Origin of the sequence: Salegentibacter salegens (genome assembly GCF_900142975.1) — a bacterium.
Taxonomy (GTDB): Bacteria; Bacteroidota; Bacteroidia; order Flavobacteriales; family Flavobacteriaceae; genus Salegentibacter; species Salegentibacter salegens.
In genome coordinates this window covers 3,817,767-3,841,462 of the sequence record NZ_LT670848.1, presented here as the reverse complement: position 1 = coordinate 3,841,462, position 23,696 = coordinate 3,817,767, and the positions used below count along the sequence as shown (strand labels likewise).

The 23,696-nt window shown below is 37.3% G+C and carries 23 protein-coding genes and 1 riboswitch; of the genes, 17 read left to right on the top strand and 6 right to left on the bottom strand.

The features are described 5' to 3' along the window. Positions 1-2 precede the first annotated feature (2 nt). Both B5488_RS17075 and B5488_RS17070 read right to left on the bottom strand, forming a co-directional pair. Positions 3-2,288 (bottom strand): TonB-dependent receptor, encoded by a 2,286-nt coding sequence (locus tag B5488_RS17075; protein WP_079736354.1) that lies wholly within the window; start codon positions 2,286-2,288, stop codon positions 3-5. 11 nt (positions 2,289-2,299) lie between these two features. Then, positions 2,300-3,586 (bottom strand): PQQ-dependent sugar dehydrogenase, encoded by a 1,287-nt coding sequence (locus B5488_RS17070; RefSeq protein WP_079736353.1) that lies wholly within the window; start codon positions 3,584-3,586, stop codon positions 2,300-2,302. 156 nt (positions 3,587-3,742) lie between these two features. On the opposite strand from B5488_RS17070, the gene B5488_RS17065 reads away from it, so the two are divergent. Next, positions 3,743-5,494, top strand: coding sequence for a M14 family metallopeptidase (locus B5488_RS17065; RefSeq protein ID WP_079736352.1), 1,752 nt, complete (start codon positions 3,743-3,745; stop codon positions 5,492-5,494). On the opposite strand, the gene B5488_RS17060 is transcribed toward B5488_RS17065, so the two are convergent. Beyond that, complete coding sequence (locus tag B5488_RS17060; RefSeq protein WP_079736351.1) at positions 5,462-6,085, bottom strand: NUDIX hydrolase; 624 nt, start codon at positions 6,083-6,085, stop codon at positions 5,462-5,464. The two genes, B5488_RS17065 and B5488_RS17060, sit on opposite strands and share 33 nt — an antisense overlap. Positions 6,086-6,092: 7 nt before the next feature. Here B5488_RS17060 and pyrE point away from each other — a divergent pair, with 7 nt between their 5' ends. Next, complete coding sequence (gene pyrE / locus B5488_RS17055; RefSeq protein ID WP_079736350.1) at positions 6,093-6,734, top strand: orotate phosphoribosyltransferase; 642 nt, start codon at positions 6,093-6,095, stop codon at positions 6,732-6,734. Between the two features lie 3 nt (positions 6,735-6,737). After that, on the top strand, positions 6,738-7,130 hold the full coding sequence (locus B5488_RS17050) for an SRPBCC family protein (protein WP_079736349.1): 393 nt from the start codon (positions 6,738-6,740) through the stop codon (positions 7,128-7,130). Positions 7,131-7,250: 120 nt separating this feature from the next. On the opposite strand, the gene B5488_RS17045 is transcribed toward B5488_RS17050, so the two are convergent. Continuing rightward, on the bottom strand, positions 7,251-7,982 hold the full coding sequence (locus B5488_RS17045; protein WP_079736348.1) for a biotin--[acetyl-CoA-carboxylase] ligase: 732 nt from the start codon (positions 7,980-7,982) through the stop codon (positions 7,251-7,253). Positions 7,983-8,077: 95 nt separating this feature from the next. Between B5488_RS17045 and rsfS the strand changes: the two genes are divergently transcribed. The 6 genes from rsfS to B5488_RS17015 all read left to right on the top strand — a co-directional run bounded on the left by rsfS (position 8,078) and on the right by B5488_RS17015 (position 12,990). Beyond that, the gene (gene rsfS / locus B5488_RS17040) at positions 8,078-8,449 is read left to right on the top strand and encodes a ribosome silencing factor (RefSeq protein ID WP_079736347.1); all 372 of its coding nucleotides are present in this window, start codon (positions 8,078-8,080) and stop codon (positions 8,447-8,449) included. Between the two features lie 24 nt (positions 8,450-8,473). Then, positions 8,474-10,540 carry an ATP-dependent zinc metalloprotease FtsH gene (gene ftsH / locus B5488_RS17035; protein WP_079736346.1) on the top strand — a complete coding sequence of 689 codons (2,067 nt, stop codon included), beginning with the start codon at positions 8,474-8,476 and terminating at the stop codon, positions 10,538-10,540. Positions 10,541-10,639: 99 nt separating this feature from the next. After that, a complete protein-coding gene (locus tag B5488_RS17030) occupies positions 10,640-11,251 on the top strand; it encodes an LUD domain-containing protein (RefSeq protein WP_079736345.1) in 612 nt (203 codons plus the stop codon). 3 nt (positions 11,252-11,254) lie between these two features. Further along, positions 11,255-12,058 carry a phosphatidate cytidylyltransferase gene (locus B5488_RS17025; RefSeq protein ID WP_079736344.1) on the top strand — a complete coding sequence of 268 codons (804 nt, stop codon included), beginning with the start codon at positions 11,255-11,257 and terminating at the stop codon, positions 12,056-12,058. Next, a complete protein-coding gene (locus B5488_RS17020) occupies positions 12,048-12,704 on the top strand; it encodes a phosphatidylserine decarboxylase family protein (RefSeq protein ID WP_079736343.1) in 657 nt (218 codons plus the stop codon). The genes B5488_RS17025 and B5488_RS17020 overlap by 11 nt, the downstream gene beginning before the upstream one ends. Beyond that, complete coding sequence (locus tag B5488_RS17015) at positions 12,697-12,990, top strand: acyl-CoA-binding protein (protein ID WP_231919765.1); 294 nt, start codon at positions 12,697-12,699, stop codon at positions 12,988-12,990. The genes B5488_RS17020 and B5488_RS17015 overlap by 8 nt, the downstream gene beginning before the upstream one ends. A 31-nt stretch (positions 12,991-13,021) precedes the next feature. Here B5488_RS17015 and B5488_RS17010 read toward each other — a convergent pair whose 3' ends face one another. Then, a complete protein-coding gene (locus tag B5488_RS17010) occupies positions 13,022-15,652 on the bottom strand; it encodes a valine--tRNA ligase (RefSeq protein ID WP_079736342.1) in 2,631 nt (876 codons plus the stop codon). Between the two features lie 135 nt (positions 15,653-15,787). Here B5488_RS17010 and B5488_RS17005 point away from each other — a divergent pair, with 135 nt between their 5' ends. The 3 genes from B5488_RS17005 to murB all read left to right on the top strand — a co-directional run bounded on the left by B5488_RS17005 (position 15,788) and on the right by murB (position 18,653). Further along, the gene (locus B5488_RS17005; protein WP_079736341.1) at positions 15,788-16,177 is read left to right on the top strand and encodes a DUF1573 domain-containing protein; all 390 of its coding nucleotides are present in this window, start codon (positions 15,788-15,790) and stop codon (positions 16,175-16,177) included. Between the two features lie 269 nt (positions 16,178-16,446). Continuing rightward, entirely contained in the window at positions 16,447-17,637 is a 1,191-nt protein-coding gene (locus tag B5488_RS17000; RefSeq protein WP_079736340.1) for a pyridoxal phosphate-dependent aminotransferase, read from the top strand. Positions 17,638-17,639: 2 nt separating this feature from the next. Then, positions 17,640-18,653: a UDP-N-acetylmuramate dehydrogenase gene (gene murB / locus B5488_RS16995; RefSeq protein WP_079736339.1), complete on the top strand. Its 1,014-nt coding sequence runs from the start codon at positions 17,640-17,642 to the stop codon at positions 18,651-18,653. Positions 18,654-18,750: 97 nt separating this feature from the next. Beyond that, a riboswitch (TPP riboswitch) is annotated at positions 18,751-18,837 on the top strand. A gap of 133 nt (positions 18,838-18,970) precedes the next feature. On the opposite strand, the gene B5488_RS16990 is transcribed toward murB, so the two are convergent. Then, positions 18,971-19,591, bottom strand: coding sequence for a fasciclin domain-containing protein (locus B5488_RS16990; protein ID WP_079736338.1), 621 nt, complete (start codon positions 19,589-19,591; stop codon positions 18,971-18,973). Between the two features lie 231 nt (positions 19,592-19,822). Between B5488_RS16990 and B5488_RS16985 the strand changes: the two genes are divergently transcribed. The 5 genes from B5488_RS16985 (at position 19,823) to gap (ending at position 23,685) form a co-directional block, all read left to right on the top strand. Continuing rightward, positions 19,823-20,035, top strand: coding sequence for a membrane or secreted protein (locus B5488_RS16985; protein WP_079736337.1), 213 nt, complete (start codon positions 19,823-19,825; stop codon positions 20,033-20,035). Positions 20,036-20,040: 5 nt separating this feature from the next. Further along, a complete protein-coding gene (locus B5488_RS16980) occupies positions 20,041-21,144 on the top strand; it encodes a glycosyltransferase (protein WP_079736336.1) in 1,104 nt (367 codons plus the stop codon). Then, on the top strand, positions 21,135-21,707 hold the full coding sequence (locus B5488_RS16975) for an RNA polymerase sigma factor (RefSeq protein ID WP_079736335.1): 573 nt from the start codon (positions 21,135-21,137) through the stop codon (positions 21,705-21,707). The genes B5488_RS16980 and B5488_RS16975 overlap by 10 nt, the downstream gene beginning before the upstream one ends. Before the next feature lie 73 nt (positions 21,708-21,780). Further along, entirely contained in the window at positions 21,781-22,659 is an 879-nt protein-coding gene (gene lipA / locus B5488_RS16970) for a lipoyl synthase (protein WP_079736334.1), read from the top strand. Positions 22,660-22,677: 18 nt separating this feature from the next. Further along, on the top strand, positions 22,678-23,685 hold the full coding sequence (gap, locus tag B5488_RS16965; RefSeq protein ID WP_079736333.1) for a type I glyceraldehyde-3-phosphate dehydrogenase: 1,008 nt from the start codon (positions 22,678-22,680) through the stop codon (positions 23,683-23,685). Positions 23,686-23,696: the final 11 nt, after the last annotated feature.

Sequence of the window (23,696 nt, the reverse complement as noted above, 5' to 3'; positions counted from 1 at the left end):
TTTTAAAAAACATAATTCAGTTGAACGCCTCCAAAATAGTTTCTGGGATTACCGGGATAATAAGAACGTGGTGCTGAACCTCCAAATCCTACGGCATTAGTTAAAACACTTGCTGCATATTGTTCATCCAACACGTTGTTTACTCCGCCATAAAGATTTATATCAAAATCCTGAAATAAATTAAAAGTATAACCCGCTTTAAAATTCAGCAAACTGTACTGATCTGTATAACCAGAATTCGCATCATCCAAAGGAATTTCACCCACGTTTCTAAAATTTCCGTAGAATTCAAAACCTGATTCGCTTTGAATATCGACTCCCAGGTTTATCGTATATTTTGGTACACCGGGCAGTTCATTTCCGGAGAAATCCTCCTCATTATTTATAAATTCATCGAACTCAAAGAAGTTTATAGCGCCATTAATATAAGGTTTAATCGAAATGTCAGAACCTACTAAAAAGCGGTAGTTGGTTAGGAATTCAATTCCATTATGATTGGTTTTTCCTGCATTTATTCCTACATATTGATCTTCAGCCACACGTTGTGCTACAAGTAGATTTTCTATTTGAATGGAAAAAACCGAAATTTCGGTATACAACTTATTTTGAAGCCAGTTTCCTTTAAATCCGGCTTCATAATTAATCCCGGTTTCCGGTTCAAGGTTGGTGTTTATCTGCCCTTCGGGAGTTAAGGTTTCAGCAACCGTGGGTGTTGAAAATCCGTGGCTTATGGAGGCATAGATATTTTTGCCCTCACCAATTTCATAACTCGTTCCAATTCTAGGTGAAAAAACCGGATCAAAACTATAATCCCCGGTTTGGTCTACCTCGTCTTGTGTATAAAGATCGGTTAATCTGTAATTGGTAGTATTCAGGTTAAATCCTGCTTCAAGATTCCATTTTTCAGTAAATTCAAAATTAATTTGAGCGAAAAAATTGGCGTAATTTCTATCCTGTTCATTATTGCTTTCGCGCTCACCCAACACACTTCCTTCCCCAGGAAACTCTTCGTATAAATTCTCAAAAGTTCCTGTTTCATACCATTCGTTATAATATTCGGCACCAAAACTAATTTCTGAAGGGAATTCAAAAACCCGGGTATTTAAATTGAACTTTGTTCGAACCCCGGCCGAAACACGCTCTTCCTTTAAAATATCAAAAGGACGCGGCTCGTAAGCGTCTCTAAAACTTAAGAAAACACTGGTAGTATTGCTGAAATTATCAAAAAGTGAATGTGTATAAGAACCGCCCAGCATTCCACGATCGTAAGATTCGTAGCCCTGGGATTGCCCCCAGGTAAATGCCTCGGTTTTGGGATTGTTTAGAAAATCATCTTCGTTAATAGAACTCGGAATAAATGCTTTTAAACGGGTGAAATTTGCGAGATAAGACAAACTACCGTTTTCGCCGGTTTTTAAACTTCCATTTACCAAAGCCGATTTTCTGTCGTAATTTCCATTATCACGGTAACCATCGCTAGTTAAGTTAGCAAACGTTGCAAAAAGTGAAGAATTTTTAGTGGTATTTGAAGCCTGATAAACCTGTTTTTGGGTATTAAAACTTCCAAATTGCGTTTTTGCAGTCAGTCGGGCTTCTTCCTTTTCGGGTTGTTTTGAATAAAGGTTAATAGACCCTCCCAATCCGGCACCGTAAATACTCGAAGTTGGTCCTTTTATCACTTCAATTCTATCCAGACTTTCCTGGTCAAAATCATCTAAAGTTAATTCCCCTTCGGCGGTGGTTAATGGAATTCCATCAAAGTAAGCCTGAATTCTATTGGTGCTGTATTGCGAACGTGCACCGATACCACGAATATTTATTTTGTTAGTATTTAAAGCGCCCTGGTTTACAAACATTCCGGGAACATTATTAAAAGTTTCCAACACATTTGTAGCATCGGTACGATTAAAGTCCGTTTGAGTTACCAGGTTTACCGACGCCGGCACTTTTCTAAGTGTTTTGGGTATGACCGTACTTCGCACCACCACTTCTGAGAGTGCTTCGGAAATTGGACTCAAATATATTTCCTGTGGCGTAGTTGCTGTAAGTCTAATTTCTAAAGTTTCAAAACCAAGTGCTGAAATTTGAAAATTCCCGGGTAATTCTTCTAAATTCAAACTGAAATTTCCATCTTCATCTGTAACAGCAACTAGCGATGAATTTTTGTAGACAGAAATATCTTCTAAAGGTTCAGTAGTATTTGCATTTAGGACTTTAAATTGATTTTCCTGAGAAAACAGGTTACCAAGACAAAATAGGCATAAAAGCGCCAGTAATTTTTTTTCCAATATTCTATATTTTATTCTGCTGAAACTTTCCAGATTATGTTTGCATCGTCGTCATTTACCAAAAGAGCTCCATCTGGTGTAACAGTAACTCCTACAGGTCTCCCGTGCACCTTACTTTCGGCTTCATCGGCTATAAATCCGGTAAGGAAATCTTCGGGCTGGCCGGGTTTTCCGTTTTCATCAAAAGGCACAAAAAGTATCTTATACCCAGAGAAAACCGCCCTGTTCCAGGAACCGTGCTGGCCTACAAAAACGCCATTTTTATATTTTTCCGGAAATTTATTTTTAGTATAAAATGCAAGACCTAAAGAAGCAGTATGTGGTCCCACGGGCACATCTGGCACAATGGCTTTTTCAACTAAATCAGTATGCGGATCATCTGCCCATCTTGGATCCTGAATCTGCCCGTAATAAGAATAAGGCCAGCCGTACCAACCATCTTCTTTCACACTGGTAATATAATCTGGCACTAAGTTGTTTCCAATTTTATCTCGCTCGTTCACAGCGGTCCAAAGTTCACCAGTAACAGGATTCCAATCCATCCCAACGGGATTTCTTAACCCGGCAGCATAAATTTTCTCCCCGCTTCCATCAGGATTAATTTCAAGAATAGCTGCCCGTCTTTCTTCTTTATCCATTCCGTATTCGCCTACATTACTGGCAGAACCTACAGAGACATAAATTTTACTTCCATTTTCATTAGCGAGTAAATTACGCGTCCAGTGATTATTATATCCGCCTGCAGGAAGACTAAGAATTTTCTCTCCTTTGGCTTCAATTTTTGTAGCTCCTTCAGTATATGGATACCGGTAAAGTCCGTCGGTATTGGCAACGTAGAAATAATTATTCAAAACCAACATTCCGTAAGGTTGATTTAAATCATCTAAAAATACGTCCTGATAATCTGGAGTTCCGTCCCCATCTTTATCTCTTATCAGCGTAATTCTGTTGGCGCTGTTTTTCGTATTAGATTCAACCACAAAAATATCTCCATTTGGCGCTATGTAAGTTCTTCGTGGGTGTTTTAAGTTCTCTGCGAATTTGGTAACTTTAAATCCGGCCGGGGCCTGTGGTTTTTTATCTCCCCAACCAATCACTTCACTCTCTTTGGTAACCGATTCTGAAGAAAAAGGCGGCACTAACCTAAGTTCGCCAATTGCTGTCTCTACAACGTCTGTGGGTTGTTGTGACAATTCTTTTTTCTTCTCTTCACTAAGATTGGTATTCACCTGAGCCTGGGCTGGAATAGCAAGCCAGCAGGAAAGAGAAATACCTATAATTGTAGTAAGCTTTTTCATAATTTCAGCATTTTAGTTTAAAATTAGCCTTTAATATTTCCGCTGAAAAGTTTTTACAGTAGATTAGGTTTACTTTAACATGAGCCAATTAACCCAAGTTTTTTGGTGGCTAGGCGGGTTTTAGTTAAGTTTATACCTTCAATTGCTAAGGATACTATGAAAAAAATTCTCGTTTTGAGTGTGGGGCTACTTTCGCTGATTTCTTGCGATTTAGAAAAATATCAACTGGTTACTGATTATGATCTTGAAACCAGATTTGAAAAAAGTGATGGTAAAGAAACCGGCACTTATGAAGAAGTTATTGATTTTTACACCCAACTTGCCAAAAGTTCGGGCAAAATAAGCCTCGAGGAATTTGGGAAAACCGATAGTGGTAAACCGCTGCATCTTGCCATTTATAGCCCAAATAAAGATTTTGATTTTGAAGAGTTAAGGGAAGAAAATAGTATTATTCTTATAAATAATGGTATTCACCCCGGGGAAAGCGATGGCATAGATGCCACTATGATGCTTTTTAGGGATTTGGCAGGAGATTCTATTACCGCACCAAAAAATACCGTTTTAGCTACTATTCCCATTTATAATATTGGTGGTGCTTTAAATCGTAATTCCACAAGTAGAACCAATCAAAACGGACCTGCCGAATATGGATTTAGAGGAAATGCCAGGAACTACGACCTTAATCGTGATTTTATAAAAGCAGATACGCGAAACACCCGAAGTTTCTACGAGATTTTTCACCACGTAAGACCAGATATTTTTATTGATAACCACGTGAGCAATGGTGCCGATTATCAATATACACTCACCCATCTATTTACCCAGCATAATAAATTAGGCGGTGAACTGGGAACTTATTTGAATGAACAAATTATGCCGGCGCTGGAAGATTCACTCGCTAAAAAAGACTGGGATATTACTCCTTATGTGAATGTTTTTAATACAGTCCCGGAAGAGGGATTTTCACAATTTAACGATCATCCTCGCTATTCTACTGGTTATACAACGCTATGGAATACTATTGGAATGATGGTAGAAACGCATATGCTAAAACCCTACCCCAAACGAGTTAGGGGAACTTACGAGTTGATGCGCAGTATGATTGGTATTGCCGAAAATGACAGGGAACGAATGAAAGATATTCGCAATCGGGCTTCACGAAAATACCTGACAGATCGCTGGTACCCCATAAATTTTAAACCCGATATGGAAAATCCCAGCGAAATGGAATTTAAAGGTTATGAAGGGGAAATGATTGCCAGTGAAGTTACCGGGAACGATCGTTTAAAATATGATAGTGACAAGCCGTTTACGAAACAAGTTGATTACTACAATAATTTTATTGCGGAAGATACCATAGAGATCCCCAGGGCATATGTCATTCCGCAAGGTTGGTGGCAGCTCACCGATCTTTTAAAACTCAACAAAATAAAGCTGGAACCGCTACAGCGAGATACTACTTTATATGTAGAAACTTATAAAATAGAAGATTTTAAAACCAGGGATCAAGCCTACGAAGGTCATTATATGCATAGTGAAACCAAAGTTTCTAAAAAGATGGATTCAGTGAAGTTTAGAAAAGGGGATTTTGTGATTAAAACCTTTCAGGATGGTGCCAGGTATTTAATTGAAACTTTAGAGCCAGAAGCGCCAGATTCTTTCTTTAACTGGAATTTCTTTGATACCGTTCTTCAGCAAAAAGAAGGTTTTTCGCCTTACGTTTTTGAAGATATTGCAAAGAAAATGCTAGATGAAAATCCTGAATTAAAAGAACGTTTTGAAGAAAAGAAACGCAGTGATTCCGAATTTTCTAACAGTTCATACAATCAATTAGCCTGGCTGCACAAACAATCTAAACATTATGAAGCGGCGCATCTACGCTACCCTATCTTCAGAATGCCGCGCTAAGTATTTTTCAGAAAAAAGGAGCTTAATATTAGCATAAGATTTTTGAAGGGCCTTTTGGCTTTTCTTTAAATCTTTCCATTTTGCTTTTTCAATTCCTTCTTTGGTTTCGGGACGTAATTCGCCATCGTAGGAGGTTCGCATTTCGTACCAGTGTGTAACTTTTAGCCTGTAACGGCCTTTTCGTTTAAAAATATGATAAGTTTTCTGTAAGAATTTGGTCACTTTTAAACCTTCAACCCCGGTTTCCTCTTCTACTTCCCTTATTGCAGAAGCCTCGATAGTTTCGTTCTTTTCAGTTTTACCTTTAGGAAGATCCCAGCGTTTTTTTCGGTAAATGAACAGTATTTCATCTTTATCGTTTAAAACCATTCCACCTGCGGCAGTAACCACACGTAGCTTTTTAAACAAATGTTTCAGCAGTTTTTCTTCTTTTTCGTGATAAAGATTGACGTAAAGCAGTTCTCCTTTACTAATTTTTTTAATTATCCGTTTAATTCTCACCTTCTTAATGGGCAGTGATACATAATTTTCGCCAAAATCTTTCTTTGTAGAGAGAATTAAGGGAATATCATTTACAAAAACTTTATACATTTGCAGTATGATTTTAAATAAAGAAACAGCCAGAACAACTGCTGAACTGTTATTGCAAATTAAAGCAATAAAATTAGATGCACAAGAACCATTTACATGGGCCAGCGGTTGGAAATCGCCAATATATTGCGATAACCGAATAGTGCTCTCCTACCCGCCAATTAGAAATCACATAAGGGAACAGTTTGCACGCCAAATTGAAGAACTTTATGGTAAACCCGATGTTATTGCAGCGGTAGCCACAGGCGCCATTGGTATTGGGATGTTGGTAGCCGAGATTTTGAGCCTTCCGTTTATCTATGTTCGCCCCGAAGCTAAAAGCCACGGACGAAAAAACCAGATTGAAGGAAATCTCTCTGAAGGACAAACGGTGGTGGTAATTGAAGACTTAATAAGCACCGGAAACAGCAGTTTAAATGCGGTAAAAGCTTTAAAAGAAGCCAAAGCAAATGTAAAAGGAATGCTGGCAATCTTTACTTATGGTTTTAAAACTGCCGACGAAAACTTTGCAAAATCAGGAATAGAATTGCATACCCTTAGCGATTACGATTTCTTGTTGGAAACCGCACAAAAAACTAATTACATAAATGCTACTGAAGCCGGTACTTTAAGAGAATGGCGTCAGGATCCCGCAAACTGGAAAAAATAAATAATGAATATAGAAAGCCCAAAAGTTACTGCAGATAAAAGTCAGCAGGAAATGTTTAATTTTTTGACTAAGGTTGAGAATTATGAACAATTAATGCCTGAGAGCAAAGAAGTATTTGAAGTTAGAGATGAGAAAACTTTTGTTTTTGGCCTTAAAGGAATGCCCGTAATAAAATTGGAAATTCTGGAAACCATAGAACCGGAATTGGTTGTTTTAGGTTCTACTTCAGAGAAGTTTGATTTTAAATTAAAAGCGCATATTTCGGCTTTAAATGAAAACCAAAGTGAAGTGCAAATGGAGTTCAATGGGGAATTCAATGCAATGATGGCGATGATGGTTAAAAAACCTTTAACCAAATTCATTAATACTTTAGCTGAAAATATAGGGAAGCTGTAAATTTTAAAAACTTTTATTTTAAATCAATATTTAAATTTCAGGTTCTGGCTCGATGTGAATTAATATCGAGTTAGAACCTGAAACAAGTTCAGGTTGACGTGAATACTTTTAAAATTCTTTTTAGTACATCAATTTAATCTCTTTTAAATCGAAAGTTTTAAAAACCGAATCTTCTATTTCCAAATTCAACCTGCCCGAATTGGTGACACCACGAATAATTCCCGTGAGATAAGTGTTATCTGGCAGTTGAAAAGTAGACACTACATCTCGTTTAAACATATTCTTTGCATATTTCTCTAAAATTGATGTTTCAGCTTCAGCATTTATTTGAGTTAATTTTTCTTCAAATTCATCGGTAATTCTCTTTAGTAATTCATCCAGGTTAAATTGAACTCCGGTTACCAATTTAAGCGAAGAAGCCTGTGGGAGGCCGGGAAATTGAGTTTGATTCACATTTAATCCCACGCCAATTATAGAGGCAGCTATTTCATTATTTTTCAGAATATTTTCAATAAGAATTCCGCTAATCTTATAGCGTGCTGACATTATGTCGTTAGGCCATTTCACTTTTAATGTAGGCACATTAAATTTGTTTAGCACTTCAATAATAGCCAGAGATACGGTGGCACTCATCAAAAACTGATGGTTTACACCAACTCTTATTTTGGGATATAAAACGCTAAAAGTAAGGTTATCTCCCGCATTTGAAACCCACCCAGAGCCGCGTTGGCCACGACCTTTGGTTTGCTCACGAGCCACCACACATATGGGTTCAAAAGAAGTTTTGCCGCGGTAGAGCTCCCGGGCGAATTCGTTTGTAGAATTGGTGGCATTAACTTTGATTATACGCATACTAATAGTAAGAAATGAAACGGGCGTTAAATGTTATGTAAACTAAGCCTATAAACAGCTAAAAAGTAATAACTTTGCGAAAATAATTAATTTTAATGGCAAAAAAAGAAGCGAACAACGATCAACTTATTGCGCATATAATTAAAGGAATTGAAGAGGTAAAAGGCAACGACATTGATATTCTTGACCTTAGGCAACTAGAAAATACCGTGTGTGATTATTTTATAATTTGCAACGGGACTTCCAATACACAGGTAAACGCCATTGTGAATTCCATCCAAAAAACAGTAAGTAAGGCTCTTAAAGACAAACCCTGGCACGTAGAAGGCGGAGAAAATGCAGAGTGGGTACTTTTAGATTATGTAAACGTGGTTGTTCACGTTTTCCAAAAACATATTAGAGAGTTTTACGATATTGAAAGTCTTTGGGGTGATGCAAAAATCACTTCCATAGAAACCAATTACTAATTATTTAATTTAGAATTACCAAGAATGGCGAAACAGCAACCCAAAAAAAAGACAGATCCCAAGAAGCCTAAGTTTAATGCTTACTGGATCTATGCCGCTATAATTATTATATTTATAGGAATCAATTTCTTTAGCGGAGGCGGTTTTAGTGAACCGGCTCAAACCAATCCGGCCGAATTTCTATCTTACCTTAGAGACGGTGACGTAAAAAAGGTAGAAATTGTTAACCGAAAACAAGCTAAAGTTTATCTTACCGAGGAGGCAGCACAAAAAGACATTCATAAATCAGCTAACGATCCAGAGCTTTTTAACACCGGTGGCGAAACCCCGGCCTATAGTTTTGAGTTTGGAGATTTGCAAAACCTTGAAGACGACATCAAGGAAATAAAAGCTGAAAATAATTTAGACACCACTGTAGTTTACGATACGCAAAGTAACGTAATGAGTGAGATTTTCTGGGCATTATTACCCTTCATACTAATTATTGGAGTTTGGATTTTTATAATGAAAAAAATGAGCTCTGGTGCCGGTGGTGGTGCAGGAGGCCAAATTTTCAATATTGGAAAATCTAAAGCCAAATTATTTGACCAAAATACCGATGTTAAGACTTCTTTTAAAGATGTAGCCGGATTAGAAGGAGCAAAAGAGGAAGTTCAGGAAATTGTAGACTTTTTAAAGCACCCAGACAAATACACCTCTCTTGGTGGTAAAATTCCTAAAGGAGCCCTACTTGTAGGACCTCCCGGAACCGGTAAAACCTTATTAGCTAAAGCCGTTGCAGGAGAAGCAAAAGTTCCTTTCTTCTCACTTTCGGGATCAGACTTCGTTGAAATGTTTGTAGGTGTTGGGGCTTCGAGAGTTCGTGACTTGTTTAAGCAAGCCAAAGAAAAATCACCTTCCATTATTTTTATTGATGAAATTGATGCCATTGGCCGTGCCCGTGGAAAAAGTAATTTCTCTGGTTCTAACGATGAACGTGAAAATACCTTAAACCAGTTATTAACAGAAATGGATGGTTTTGGCACAAATACCAATGTAATTGTGGTAGCCGCAACCAACCGTGCCGATGTATTGGATAAAGCTCTAATGCGTGCCGGGAGATTTGACCGCCAGATCTATGTTGATCTTCCTGATTTAAATGAAAGAAAAGAAATTTTTGAAGTTCACCTGAAGCCACTTAAAAAAGTTGCTGAAGAACTTGATACTGAATTTTTAGCAAAACAAACTCCCGGGTTTTCGGGGGCCGATATAGCCAATGTTTGTAACGAGGCTGCGCTTATCGCCGCCCGTAAAGGCAACAAAGCAGTTGGAAAACAAGATTTTCTTGATGCTGTAGACCGTATTGTTGGCGGACTCGAGAAAAAGAATAAAATTATTACACCAGACGAGAAGAAAGCTATTGCCTACCACGAAGCCGGTCACGCAACTGTGAGCTGGATGTTAGAGCACGCTGCCCCACTGGTAAAAGTAACTATTGTTCCGCGTGGACAGTCTCTTGGAGCCGCCTGGTATTTACCAGAAGAACGTCTTATTGTAAGACCAGAGCAAATGCTGGATGAAATGTGTGCAGCCCTGGGTGGTCGTGCCGCAGAGAAAGTTGTTTTTGACAAGATTTCAACCGGAGCTTTAAGTGACCTCGAAAAAGTAACTAAACAAGCGAAAGCGATGGTTACTATATATGGGTTGAATGATAAAGTTGGGAATCTTACTTATTACGATTCTTCTGGCCAGAGTGAATATAATTTCACCAAACCATATAGTGAAAGTACATCTGAGCTTATTGATAAAGAGATTTCTAATTTAATTGAAACTCAATATAAACGGGCCATAGATTTACTTACCGAGCACAAAGACAAACTGGGACAGTTAGCCGATATTCTTCTTGATAAAGAGGTGATCTTTAAAGATGATCTTGAAACTATCTTCGGAAAAAGACCTTACGATAAGGATAAGGCAAAAACTGAAGTATTAGGACAAAAAGAAACTCCTAAAATTGAAGAAAAAGCAGCTGAAACTGAAGAACAAAATCCAACCCCCGGAAATGATTCTGAAGAGAGCACTATAACTGAAAACGATTCAGTTAATAAATAGTTCACAACCACAGTTTAAAAAATCTTAATTTGCCTAAGGGTTAAATTAAGATTTTTTACCTTTGGTTAAAATGACGTTGAGAACCACACCCAAAACTCTATGAGTCTATTTAGAAGATTTCTTAACCCTAAATCTAAATCAGACAAAAAACAGGAATCTCCTGAAAAAGCTGAGCGGGGAAAATACATGCCAGAGGTAAAACTCCCTACCGATGAGCGTTTTATGCTCAATTTTAAGAATAATGGGGGAAAATTTCTCTATTGTGAAGACAATAAAGAACTACAGGAAGCCTTTGACAATATTTTGCTTGAAAACGATTGGTATGAAAAGGAATGTTTTTGCCTTGACCCCAACCTGCAGGATAAATTTAAGGGTTTCAACCTTGATTTTACGAGATCTGGGGCAGCTCCATTCTTTCTTTCTACCTGTGAATACCTGGTAGCTAACGATGGGTCTATCCTTATTTCTTCCAACCAAATTAAAGAATGCAAACTCAACGATTTACCCGATAATTTTGTTATTATTTCTTCTACAAGCCAGTTAATAGATACAATTGGCGAAGGTCTTCGCGGCATTAAATTTAGAAACAAACAGCGAATTCCTTCTAATATTACTACCATCAAAAATTTTGAAACGCAAAAAGAAGGAGATTTTATGAGCTATGGAAGTAGCACAAAAAACCTATATTTGCTCCTGCTGGAAGATTTATAACACATGAGGGAAGCTATTATTAGAACTATTTCAGGATTGTTGTACGTATCCATTTTGGTGGCTTCTATACTTTCTTCAGAGTTAATTTTTATCAGCTTATTTTACCTCTTAGGTCTTGTTTGCCTTATTGAAATGCAAAAACTTCTGCATTTAAAAAGTTATGCACTTTACGCTGTGCAAGCCTTACTTTTTTATCTTTTCAGCTATTTAAAATTCAATCAGGATGCGACTATCCTGCTCCTTTTTACCACCATTTTTGTGAACTTATTTCTTGTAAAAGATTTACTGGTAGTTAGAAAAATACCCGTTTTTGAAAAGAAAAAATATATTATTATAATATTCTACCTAATTTCATCGGTAATCTTTCTAACACTTATCCCAACTATTGAAGGCGTTTTTATTCCAAAATTGGTAGTGGGGATTTTCATTCTAATTTGGACTAATGATACTTTTGCTTATATTGTTGGTAAGAATTTTGGAAACAAAAAGCTTTTTGAACGTATTTCCCCCAATAAAACTGTGGAAGGTTTCCTGGGCGGAGTTGTTTTTAGCGGTGTAGCCAGTTTTTTTATTTTTTATTACACCCAGTTCCTCACCTTCCCTATCTGGCTGGGAATGGCTATAATACTTAGTGTTTTTGGAACGCTGGGAGATCTTATTCAATCAAAATTTAAACGGCAGGCCGGTGTAAAAGATAGCGGCACCTTAATGCCCGGGCACGGCGGTTTGTTTGACAGACTGGACAGTATTATTTTTTCGAGCCCATTTGTATATGCTTATCTATATATTCTAGATTATGTTTCATAAAGAAGGTTATAAAATTATGGCGATAGCAGCTTTGCTGTTTATCGCAATAAACGCGGTGTCTTATTCGTTAATAAATACATACTGGATAAAGTTTGCTATCCTGGTAGCCACTATAATATTGTTTTTTCTAATTATTCAGTTTTTTAGAAATCCTAAACGGAATACAATTTTAAACGATGCGCACGTGGTTGCCCCAGTAGACGGAAAAGTAGTAGCCATTGAAGAAGTAGAAGAAAAAGAATACTTTAAAGACAGGCGCCTGCAGGTTTCTATTTTTATGTCGCCCATAAACGTGCACGTAACAAGACATCCTATTGGGGGAAAAGTAAAATACAGCAAATATCATCCTGGGAAATTTTTGGTTGCCTGGCATCCAAAATCCAGTGAAGAGAACGAAAGAACTACCGTAGTGGTAGCAAACGATATTGCCGGCGAAGTTTTATACAGGCAAATTGCCGGTGCTATGGCAAAAAGGATTGTAAACTATGCTGAAGTTGATAATGAAGTGATTCAGGGTAGCGATAGCGGATTTATAAAATTCGGTTCCAGGGTAGATGTGTTTTTACCTTTAAATACACCAATCTCGGTTAAACTTAACCAGAAGGTAAAAGGTGGGCTAAGTGTAATAGCCAAAATCTATGAATAAGCAGTTAGTTATGCCTGATACAACAGAGGAAAAATTCTTAAGAGCTTATGACATGGCCAGCAAAACCGATCAAAAATTTGCGCCAGATGTTATGCTTCATTTCTACGCCTATTACAAAAAAGCCACACAGGTAAACGGTTTCTATGCTCCGCCTACTAACGAAGGAGATATTAGAAATGCCTTTAAAATAAACGCTTTATTACAGGTGAAAAACCTTAGCAAGCAGGAAGCTCGCGAAAAATATGTAGAACTTGTAGAAGAACATATTGGCGAAGTAACCGAATAATCACCTCGCCAAAATCTCTCCTTTTAATAATTTATTTCAGACTTTTTAAACTGGCCTTAATAGCTTCAATCTTAGCCTCTGCATCAGCTTTTTTAGCTTTTTCTATAGCCACAACTTTTTCCGGAGCATTATTCACAAAACGCTCGTTAGAAAGTTTCTTCTCTACAGATTTCAAGAAACCTTCATTGTATTTTAATTCCTCTTCCAGTTTTTCAATTTCAGCTTCCACATCTATAGAACCGGCTATTGGAATAAAATACTCATTAGATTTTACCCGGAAAGAAAGTGCACCTTCTACTTGCTTATCTACATAACTAAAAGCATTAATATTTCCCATTTTTAAAATCACAGGATCAAATAATTCTGAAGCTTTTTCATTGTTCATCACCATAAGATCTATGGTGTTTTTAAACGAAATATTCTTCTCTTTCCTAATTTTTCTAATTCCAGCAATAACTTCTGAAGCTAAACCAAATTCATTGATTATTTCCTCATTAAATTCCTTAAGCTCTGGCCATTTGGCAACAATTAAGGCTTCTGAAGGAGTTCTTTTGGTAATCTCCTGCCAAATCTCTTCGGTCACAAAAGGCATGAACGGGTGAAGAATCTTAAGGTTATCTTCTAAAATTTCAATTACCGCTTTATATGTTTTTGCGTCTATAGGTTCCCCATAAGCCGGTTTTACCATTTCAAGGAACCAGGAGCAGTAATCGTCCCAAACCAATTTATAAGTACTCATTAAAGCATCACTCATTCTGTATTTTGAGTAGTGATCTTCAATTTCGGCAAGAGTTTTTCTAAATCTCGCTGTATACCAGTCTATCGCAATTTTAGCCGTTTCGGGTTGTTTAGCTTCTTCTGATATTTCCCAGCCTTCTACCAGCCTAAAAGCATTCCAAATTTTATTTGAAAATGCACTTCCCTGCTTACAAAGGTCTTCTTCAAACATTAAATCGTTACCGGCAGGAGAACTTAAAAGCATTCCTACCCTAACACCATCGGCGCCATATTGCTCGATTAATCCCAGTGGATCTGGAGAATTCCCCAGCGACTTAGACATTTTTCTACGTTGCTTATCGCGAACAATTCCGGTTAGATACACATTTTTAAAAGGTCTTTCTCCTCTATATTCATAACCGGCCATAATCATACGTGCTACCCAGAAGAATAAAATTTCAGGGGCGGTTACAAGATCGTTGGTAGGATAATAATAGTTAATTTCTTCATTCTCGGGCTCAAGAATACCGTTAAAAACGCTCATTGGCCATAACCAGGAAGAAAACCAGGTATCTAATGCATCTTTATCCTGAATTAGTTCTTCAGTCTTTAAACTTGCATTCCCTGACTTTATTCTCGCTTTTTCCAAAGCCTCTTTAGCAGTTTCAGCAACTACAAAATCTTCTTTTCCACTTCCATAGAAATAAGCGGGAATTTGCTGTCCCCAAAGTAATTGACGAGAAATATTCCAGTCACGCACATTTTCCATCCAGTGCTTGTAAGTATTTAGAAATTTATCGGGAACCAAATTAATTTCATCTCCAACCACCGCATCAATTGCAGGTTTGGCCAGCTCTTTCATCTTTAAAAACCATTGGTCGCTTAGCTTTGGTTCTATTACCGCACCGGTGCGCTCACTGGTTCCTACTTTATTGGTATGCTCTTCAATTTTGGTAAGCACACCCATTTCTTTCAATTCTTCAACAATTTCTTTTCTGGCCTGGAACCTGTCTTTACCTTCATAATGCATTCCGTAGCCATTAAGACTGGCATCATCGTTAAGAATATCTATTACCTCAAGATTGTGTTTATCTCCCAGCATTTTATCGTTCTCATCGTGCGCCGGCGTTACTTTTAAACAACCGGTACCAAACTCCACATCCACATATTCATCTTCAATAATTGGAATCACGCGATTACAAATTGGCACAATTGCTTTTTTGCCTTTTAAATGTGTAAAACGTTCATCGTTTGGGTTGATACAAATTGCGGTATCGCCCAAAATAGTTTCAGGCCTTGTAGTTGCGATGGTTAAAACATCATCACTTCCTTCTACTTTATAATTTAAATAATAAAGATTTCCCTGCTTTTCAAGATGAATCACTTCTTCGTCAGAAAGTGTGGTTTTGGCTACAGGATCCCAGTTTACCATCCGGTAACCACGGTAGATAAGGCCTTTTTCATATAGATCTACAAAAACCTTAATAACCGAAGCTGACATATTATCATCCATCGTAAACTTCGTACGGTCCCAATCGCAGGAAGCTCCGAGCTTTTTTAATTGCTCCAGGATAATACCACCGTGTTTATGCGTCCAGTCCCAGGCGTGTTGTAGAAATTCCTCACGGCTAAGATCGTTTTTATCAATTCCTTCAGCCTTTAATTTTGCTACTACTTTGGCTTCAGTAGCTATAGAAGCGTGATCGGTTCCCGGTACCCAGCAGGCATTGAAGCCTTTTAACCTGGCGCGTCTCACCAAAACATCCTGTATGGTATTATTCAGCATATGCCCCATATGCAAAACCCCCGTTACGTTTGGTGGTGGGATCACAATGGTGTAAGGCTCTCTCTCGTCTACTTCTGAATGAAAATACTTGTTCTCCATCCAGTAGTTATACCATTTATCTTCTACTTTTTTTGAATCGTATTGGGAAGCAATCGCCATATTGGTCTGGTTTTTGAAAATAAAGGCAAAAGTAATTATAACTTAAGGATTATAAAAGAAGTTGATTTGAATATAATTTTGAGTGTACATCATTTCAGCTTATCTTTACCTTTCGTTTATTAAAAACCAGAAATTATGAAAAAGTTAATCGCTATTGCCATTTTTGTTGTTGCCGGTTTAGGCACTGCAATGGCACAGGAAACAGCCAAAATAGAATTCAAATCTGAAACTATTGATTATGGCGAAATAAAAAAAGGAAGTGACGGTGTTCGCGTTTTTGAATTCACCAATACTGGAAATGTCCCATTGGTTATTGCCAATGTAACTTCAAGTTGTGGCTGTACAATTCCAAAGAAACCTGAAGAACCAATTCAACCGGGAGAAACCGGGGAAATTCAGGTAAAATATAACACTAAATTGGTTGGACCAATTAGAAAGACCGTTACCGTTTATTCTAATGCCGAAGAAGCTACAAAATCGCTTAAAATTAAAGGTAGAGTTATCGAGGATGATAGTAGCCGTTAATTTTGAGATGAAGAAATAAAAAGCCGTTTGAAATGTTTTTTATAAACGTCATCCTGAATTTATTTCAGGATCTAAGATCTTAGAAGCTGAAACAATCCCGAAGCGCCGGGACAGCTTGACGGAAATAAGACTTTTCAAACGGCTTTTTTACGCCTATAAATTTAATATTACACTTAAAAATGCAATTTTGTTTAAGCCAATTATAACTAAAAATAGGCTTAGAATCTTACAGGAATTTTGCATTTTTGCACTTTATAAAAATCAATTCCATGCCAAGTATTTCAAACAAAGGGCGCAACATGCCCGAATCTCCAATAAGAAAATTAGTTCCTTTTGCTGAAGCAGCCGTAAAAAAAGGAAAAAAAATATACCAGCTAAATATTGGGCAACCAGATATTGAAACGCCAAAAGCAGCTTTAGATGCTGTAAAGAATAACAACATAGATGTTCTTTCTTACAGCCATTCTGCAGGTTTTGAATCTTATAGAACCAAATTGGCTAAATACTATCGTAAGAATGATATCCCGGTTGATGCTTTAGATATTATTATCACTACCGGAGGTTCTGAAGCTTTATTATTTGCTATGGGAAGTATTACCGACCCCGGAGATGAAGTAATTATTCCAGAGCCTTTTTATGCAAATTATAATGGTTTTGCAACGGCTTCAGGAGTGCAAATAGTTCCTATTAAAGGATCTATAGAAGACAATTTTTCGCTTCCTCCGATCTCAGAATTTGAAAAATTAATTACTGATAAAACTAAAGCGATTTTACTCTGTAATCCAGGAAATCCTACCGGATATCTTTATACGCGTGAAGAAATTCAGCAACTTGCAGATTTGGCGCTAAAACACGACTTATTTATTGTTGCCGATGAAGTGTATCGTGAATTCGCTTACGATGGTGTAAAACATCATTCTATTATGAGCATTCCCGGGCTGGAACAAAACGCTATTATGGTAGATTCTGTTTCTAAACGTTACAGTATGTGTGGCGCAAGAATTGGCTGTCTGGTTTCAAAGAATAAGGAAGTTATGATTGCCGCAATGAAATTTGCACAGGCAAGATTAAGTCCGCCTACATTTGCGCAAATCGCTGCTGAAGCTGCACTTGATACGCCAGATGAATATTTTGAAGATGTAAATAAAGAATATACCGAGCGAAGAAACCTTTTAATTGAAGGTTTAGAGCAAATTCCCGGCGTAAAAGTAGCAAAACCAAAAGGTGCATTTTACTGCATCGCAGAATTACCAATAGATAACGCCGATAAATTTGCCCAGTGGTTGCTGGAAGAATTTCAGCATAACGGAGAAACAGTAATGGTAGCACCCGCTAATGGCTTCTACTCTACCCCAAACACCGGGATGAACCAGGTGCGAATTGCTTATGTTTTGAAAAAAGAAAATCTGGAAAAAGCCATAGAAATTCTTAAAATAGCCCTGGAAGAATATAACAAATAGTTATGCAGGTTGCTGAAAATTTTTCGCTGAAAGAACACAATACGTTTGGAGTAGATGTAAATGCCCGGAAATTCGTTTCGGTGCATGCTACTGAAGAATTGCGCGAAGTATTACAGCAAACCTATGCGTCAGAAATTTTTGTACTTGGAGGCGGCAGTAATATGTTGCTTACCCAGGATATAGATAAAACCGTTGTTCATATTGGTATAAAGGGAATAGAACTTATTTCTGAAAGTCGGGATGAAGTGGTTTTAAAAGTTGGTGCCGGTGAAAACTGGCACCAATTTGTGCTTTATTGTATAGAAAAAGGATACGGCGGATTAGAAAACCTATCCCTAATCCCAGGTAATGTAGGCACAGCACCGGTACAGAATATTGGCGCTTATGGCGTGGAGCTTAAAGACACTTTTGAATCTTGCGAAGCTATGCGCATACAAACGCTGGAAATTAAAACTTTCAACCTGCAACAATGCGAATTTGATTACCGCAACTCTGTATTTAAAAATAAGCTGAAGGGAGAATATATTATCACTTCAGTAAACTTTAGATTGAGTAAAAGAAATCATCAATTAAGCACATCTTATGGCGCAATCCAGGCTGAATTAGATAAGTACGAGATTAAAGAACCTACAATTAAAAATATTTCTGATGCCGTTGTAAGTATTCGGCAGCAAAAATTACCCGATCCCAGGGAACTGGGCAACAGCGGCAGCTTTTTTAAAAACCCGGTAATTAAGGAATCGGAATTTAAAAAACTTCAGAAGCAATTTCCTGAAATCCCTTTTTATGCCTTGCAGGCAAATAACATAAAAATTCCAGCTGGCTGGTTAATAGATCAGGCTGGTTTAAAAGGCTACCGCCAGGGAGATGCCGGGGTACATAAAAACCAGGCATTGGTTTTGGTAAATTACGGAAACGCAACTGGAGAAGAAATTTTGGGTCTTTCTAAAGAAATTCAGGATAAAATCTATAAAAAATATAAGATAAGGCTTGAACCCGAGGTGAATGTTTTTTAATTCCTGTAGGAAAATATTTAACGTTCAGCCTACAAAATCAATCAGTTATTTAGCTTAAAATTAGCAATTTAAACTTAAAAATAATCTTATATTTATACTATCAATATCGGGGTGCTTAGGCTGAGATATACCCGTAAAACCTGATCTGGTTAATCCCAGCGTAGGAAATATTGAATCTGTAAAGACTTTATTGTCTTTTAAGAGAGAGCTTCATTTTCCTCAAAGAAAATGAAGCTTTTCTTTTTTAAAATAACTTCAAAAAAAAATCCACCGGCAAAATATTACCAGTGGATTATAATTAAAATCAATCTTTTATTCTAAGATTCTTTTTTCTTCATTACCACAGCATCAATAAGGTGCACCATTCCGTTGGATGCTTCAATATCTGTAGCAATAATAGTTGCTTTGTTTCCATTTTCGTCCTGGAGAACAATATTGTCTCCATCCATCATTACTTTAAGTTCTGCGCCATCCATGGTAGAAAAACTTGCTTCGCCTTCCCCATCTTCAATCATTTGGCTTAAATCTGAAGCAGTGATTTCATCATCTACTACATGATATTTTAATACCGTGGCTAATTGATCCTGGTTTTCACTTTTCATCAATTCATCCATCGTAGCCTGGTCAACCTTTTCAAAGGCACTGTTCGTTGGTGCAAACACCGTATATGGACCTTCATCTTCGGTAAAAGTATCGGCTAAATCTGCATTTTGCAGTGCGCTAACAAGAGTACTTAAAGAATCTGTTTGCATTGCTTTGGCAGCAATACTGTTAGATTCCATTTCCATACGTTCTTCTTCAGCTGCCATTTCAGCCTGCCGCTCGGCTTCTTGTTGCTCAATTTTAGCTCTTTCTTCTTCCTTTTTCTTAGTATCTTCACAAGAAGTAAAACTAAAAGCAAAAGCTGCCAGGAGTACTATTAAAATCTTAGTTTTCATAATATAGTTTTTAGTAGTTTAATCGAACTAATTTATTCCCTAATCCCGACATTTTTAGTGATTTACGATTAAATTTTAGTTAAAGTATGTAAAGCTTATACTAATATTCCCCTTAATTTTCCCAAACGTCATTTTATTGTTATTTTTGCACTAGTAATACGCCCGAGATTTTCGGGGAATTATTAAAATAAAAACCTGCTTTAAAAAGGAGGTTTTAGAAAAAATACAGCTATGCAATTATTTTTAATAACAATAGTACTTTTAGGACTGGCCTTTGCCGGAATTGCCATAAAAATATGGGGAAAGAAAGATGGTAAATTTGCAGGAACCTGCGCAAGCCAAAGTCCGTTTTTAAATAAAGAGGGTGAAGCCTGCAGTTTCTGTGGAAAAATGCCCGATGAAATGTCTGATTGCTCTGGAGAAGAAAAGAAAGCGGCTAATTAGAATAAATGGCAACACTTCTACTGGGATTTTTCTTTTTATTTTCCTTAATTATTCTCGCCTATTATTTAGCCTTTTTCGCATTTGCAAGTGATAAAACCAAAAATTCTGGTTCGGTAAACCTGCCGGTCTCGGTTATAGTTTGTGCAAAAAATGAAGCCGAAAACCTTAAAAACTTCCTCCCTCCAATCCTCGAGCAAGATTATCCCGATTTTGAAGTTATCATTATTAATGATGCTTCACAGGATGAAACTTTGGAGGTTATAGAAAATTTCCAGGCCCTGGATGGTCGGGTTAAATTAGTAGACGTCCAAAATAATGAAGCTTTTTGGGCCAATAAAAAGTATGCACTTACCCTGGGGATAAAAAAAGCCCGGAATCCTTATTTAATTTTTACCGATGCCGATTGCGCCCCCCAAAGCCGCAACTGGATTACCCATATGGCTGCCGGCTTTCAGGAAGAAAAGAGTATTGTTTTAGGTTACGGTGGTTATTTTAAAAACAGTAAATCACTACTTAACAAACTTATTCGTTTCGAGACCCTGCTTACCGCTATTCAATATTTTTCTTATGCAAAATTAGGAAATCCATATATGGGGGTAGGTAGAAATCTCGCTTATACTTCCAAACAATTCTATGATCAAAAAGGATTTGCAAATCATTTGCACCTACGTTCGGGTGACGATGATCTTTTTGTAAATGAAGGAGGAAATGAAGAAAATACTTTTATTTGTCATCACCCCGAAGCCACTACGCGAAGTGTCCCAAAAACCGATTTAAAATCCTGGTTTCATCAAAAAAGAAGACACGCTTCAGTTGCCGGGTTTTATAAAACCAAAGACAAATTTTTACTGGGCTTATTTTATGTTTCGCGATTCTTTTTCTGGATATTATTGGCTGTGTTATTAATAATTCAATTTCAATGGGAGCTAGTATTAGGTGTGGCAGGCCTCGTTTTATTATTACAAGCGATTGTTTATGCTAAATCGGCACAGAAACTCCAGGAGACCGATGTGGTTTGGTTATTTCCGTTTTTAGAAGTATTTTTAATATTTACCCAATTTGGCATATATATAGCAAACAGCGTTTCAAAACCTACCCATTGGAAATAAATCACGAATTGCTACTTACCAAAATTAAAGCTGCCAAAAAAGGGAGTCAGTCTGCTTTTAATTATTTACTCGATACTTTTTGGGATAATGTTTACGGCTTTCAGCTTAAAAAAACCGGAAACGCTTACGAATCTGAAGATATTACCATTCAAACTTTTTCCAAGGCCTTTAATAAAATTCACACTTTTAATGAAGATTTTTCTTTTAGCACCTGGCTTATCGCCATTTCAAAGAATATTCACGTAGATATGCTTCGGAAGCAAAAGTCTTCTATAAGGTCTCAAACTACTTCAGATCAGAATGAAAAGGTTTATCGAATTGCAGATGAAACCCCTACTATTGAAGATAAATTAATTAGCGAACAACATTTAGCACAATTGCTAACCGATATTAAACAACTGAAGCCACATTACCAGGAAGTGATTAATCTTAGGTATTTCCAGGAGAAATCTTATAAAGAAATCGCCCAGAGCCTGGACGAACCTATGAACAATGTAAAAATTAAACTCCTGAGAGCCAAAAAGTTACTTGCCGAAATTATTGAAGCACGAAAATCGGTGTAAGTTATCACCGACTTAACGTTCTAATTTATGCAGTTCACTAGATTATTGTATCTTTGAAACCTAGATTTTTGCTATGAGTACAGACACTATAAGCCCAGTAAAAGAAAAGCCGAAAGCCAAACCAAAATGGTTAAGGGTAAAACTTCCAACCGGTAAAAAATATACCGAACTTCGCAGCCTGGTAGACAAATACGATTTGCATACCATTTGCACCTCGGGTAGTTGCCCTAATATGGGTGAATGCTGGAGCGAAGGCACCGCTACTTTTATGATTTTGGGGAATGTTTGTACACGTTCCTGCGGATTTTGCGGTGTAAAAACCGGCCGCCCTGAAACGGTAGACTGGGATGAACCCGAAAAAGTAGCCCGTTCTATTAAAATTATGGGTATTAAACACGCCGTGGTAACAAGTGTAGACCGCGACGATCTTAAAGATATGGGCTCTATTATTTGGGCAGAAACCGTAAAGGCTATTCGCCGAATGAACCCTGAAACCACTTTAGAAACTCTTGTCCCGGACTTCCAGGGAAATGAGCGTAATATAGACCGTATTGTAGAAGTAATGCCAGAAGTTGTTTCCCATAATATGGAAACCGTAAAAAGGTTAACCCGTGAAGTGAGGATCCAGGCAAAATACGATCGTAGTCTTGAAGTACTTCGCTACCTAAAGCAACAAGGCGTGAATAGAACCAAATCGGGGATTATGCTTGGTCTTGGTGAAAAAGAAGATGAAGTTATCCAAACCCTACACGATCTAAGAAGTGTAGATGTAGATGTGGTAACTATTGGGCAATATTTACAGCCCAGCAAAAAGCACTTACCGGTAAAGCAATTTATTACGCCAGACCAGTTTAAGAAATACGAGGCTATTGGTCTTGATCTTGGATTTCGTCACGTAGAAAGCAGCGCTTTGGTTCGTTCTTCTTATAAAGCTCACAAACATATCGACTAAGTTTTTTTCCTGAAATAAATGAATAAAAGCATCAATATTGCCATAAACGGTTTTGGCCGTATTGGGCGCAGCCTCTTTAGACTTTTAATCGAGAACAAAAGCATTAAGGTTGTTGCAATAAACGACCTGGCCGATGCTAAAACTCTTGCTCATTTATTAAAGTATGATAGTATTCACGGGGTTTCCCCTGCTGAAATTTCTTCAGAAGGAAATAATATTATTGTAAATGGTAAATCAATCCCATTATTAAATGCTTCTCATCCCAGCGAAATTCACTGGAATAACTATGAAGTTGATACCGTAGTAGAATCTACCGGGAAATTTAAGACCTCAAAAGATCTTCAACACCATATTGAGAACGGAGCGAAAAAAGTAATTCTATCGGTTCCACCGGAAGACGATCAAATTAAAATGGTAGTTTTAGGAGTAAATGAGCATATTCTGGATGGCACTGAAAAAATAATTTCCAATGCCAGCTGTACCACCAATAATGCAGCCCCAATGCTCAAACTTATTCACGAAAATTTTAAAGTTGAACAGGCTTATATTACCACGATACATTCTTATACATCAGACCAAAGTTTACACGATAAACCGCATCGCGACTTAAGAAGAAGCCGGGCCGCGGCACAATCTATAATTCCTACTACCACTGGAGCAGCAAAAGCCCTAACCGGTATTTTCCCAGATATTAGCGATGTTATAGGCGGCTGCGGAATTAGAGTTCCCGTGCCAAATGGTTCTTTGACCGATATGACGTTAAATGTGAGTAAAGAAACCAATATTGAGGAAATAAACTTAATTTTTAAAAAAGCTGCAGAAACTACTTTAAAAGGAATACTTAGCTATACCGAAGACCCGATAGTTTCCATAGATATAAATAATAATCCCCATTCGTGTATTTTTGACGCACAAATGACATCGGTGATTGGAGGGAAATTAATTAAGATTATTGGTTGGTATGATAATGAAATCGGGTATTCCAGTCGTCTTATCGATTTAATTTCTATCGTTAATGATAAATAACTATATTTATC

Excerpts from the sequence above, each read along its gene's own strand:
- B5488_RS17070 (WP_079736353.1), bottom strand. The coding sequence starts at position 3,586 with ATGAAAAAGCTTACTACAATTATAGGTATTTCTCTTTCCTGCTGGCTT.
- B5488_RS17065 (WP_079736352.1), top strand. The coding sequence starts at position 3,743 with ATGAAAAAAATTCTCGTTTTGAGTGTGGGGCTACTTTCGCTGATTTCT.
- B5488_RS17060 (WP_079736351.1), bottom strand. The coding sequence starts at position 6,085 with ATGTATAAAGTTTTTGTAAATGATATTCCCTTAATTCTCTCTACAAAG.
- pyrE (WP_079736350.1), top strand. The coding sequence starts at position 6,093 with ATGATTTTAAATAAAGAAACAGCCAGAACAACTGCTGAACTGTTATTG.
- B5488_RS17050 (WP_079736349.1), top strand. The coding sequence starts at position 6,738 with ATGAATATAGAAAGCCCAAAAGTTACTGCAGATAAAAGTCAGCAGGAA.
- B5488_RS17045 (WP_079736348.1), bottom strand. The coding sequence starts at position 7,982 with ATGCGTATAATCAAAGTTAATGCCACCAATTCTACAAACGAATTCGCC.
- rsfS (WP_079736347.1), top strand. The coding sequence starts at position 8,078 with ATGGCAAAAAAAGAAGCGAACAACGATCAACTTATTGCGCATATAATT.
- ftsH (WP_079736346.1), top strand. The coding sequence starts at position 8,474 with ATGGCGAAACAGCAACCCAAAAAAAAGACAGATCCCAAGAAGCCTAAG.
- B5488_RS17030 (WP_079736345.1), top strand. The coding sequence starts at position 10,640 with ATGAGTCTATTTAGAAGATTTCTTAACCCTAAATCTAAATCAGACAAA.
- B5488_RS17025 (WP_079736344.1), top strand. The coding sequence starts at position 11,255 with ATGAGGGAAGCTATTATTAGAACTATTTCAGGATTGTTGTACGTATCC.
- B5488_RS17020 (WP_079736343.1), top strand. The coding sequence starts at position 12,048 with ATGTTTCATAAAGAAGGTTATAAAATTATGGCGATAGCAGCTTTGCTG.
- B5488_RS17015 (WP_231919765.1), top strand. The coding sequence starts at position 12,697 with ATGAATAAGCAGTTAGTTATGCCTGATACAACAGAGGAAAAATTCTTA.
- B5488_RS17010 (WP_079736342.1), bottom strand. The coding sequence starts at position 15,652 with ATGGCGATTGCTTCCCAATACGATTCAAAAAAAGTAGAAGATAAATGG.
- B5488_RS17005 (WP_079736341.1), top strand. The coding sequence starts at position 15,788 with ATGAAAAAGTTAATCGCTATTGCCATTTTTGTTGTTGCCGGTTTAGGC.
- B5488_RS17000 (WP_079736340.1), top strand. The coding sequence starts at position 16,447 with ATGCCAAGTATTTCAAACAAAGGGCGCAACATGCCCGAATCTCCAATA.
- murB (WP_079736339.1), top strand. The coding sequence starts at position 17,640 with ATGCAGGTTGCTGAAAATTTTTCGCTGAAAGAACACAATACGTTTGGA.
- B5488_RS16990 (WP_079736338.1), bottom strand. The coding sequence starts at position 19,591 with ATGAAAACTAAGATTTTAATAGTACTCCTGGCAGCTTTTGCTTTTAGT.
- B5488_RS16985 (WP_079736337.1), top strand. The coding sequence starts at position 19,823 with ATGCAATTATTTTTAATAACAATAGTACTTTTAGGACTGGCCTTTGCC.
- B5488_RS16980 (WP_079736336.1), top strand. The coding sequence starts at position 20,041 with ATGGCAACACTTCTACTGGGATTTTTCTTTTTATTTTCCTTAATTATT.
- lipA (WP_079736334.1), top strand. The coding sequence starts at position 21,781 with ATGAGTACAGACACTATAAGCCCAGTAAAAGAAAAGCCGAAAGCCAAA.
- gap (WP_079736333.1), top strand. The coding sequence starts at position 22,678 with ATGAATAAAAGCATCAATATTGCCATAAACGGTTTTGGCCGTATTGGG.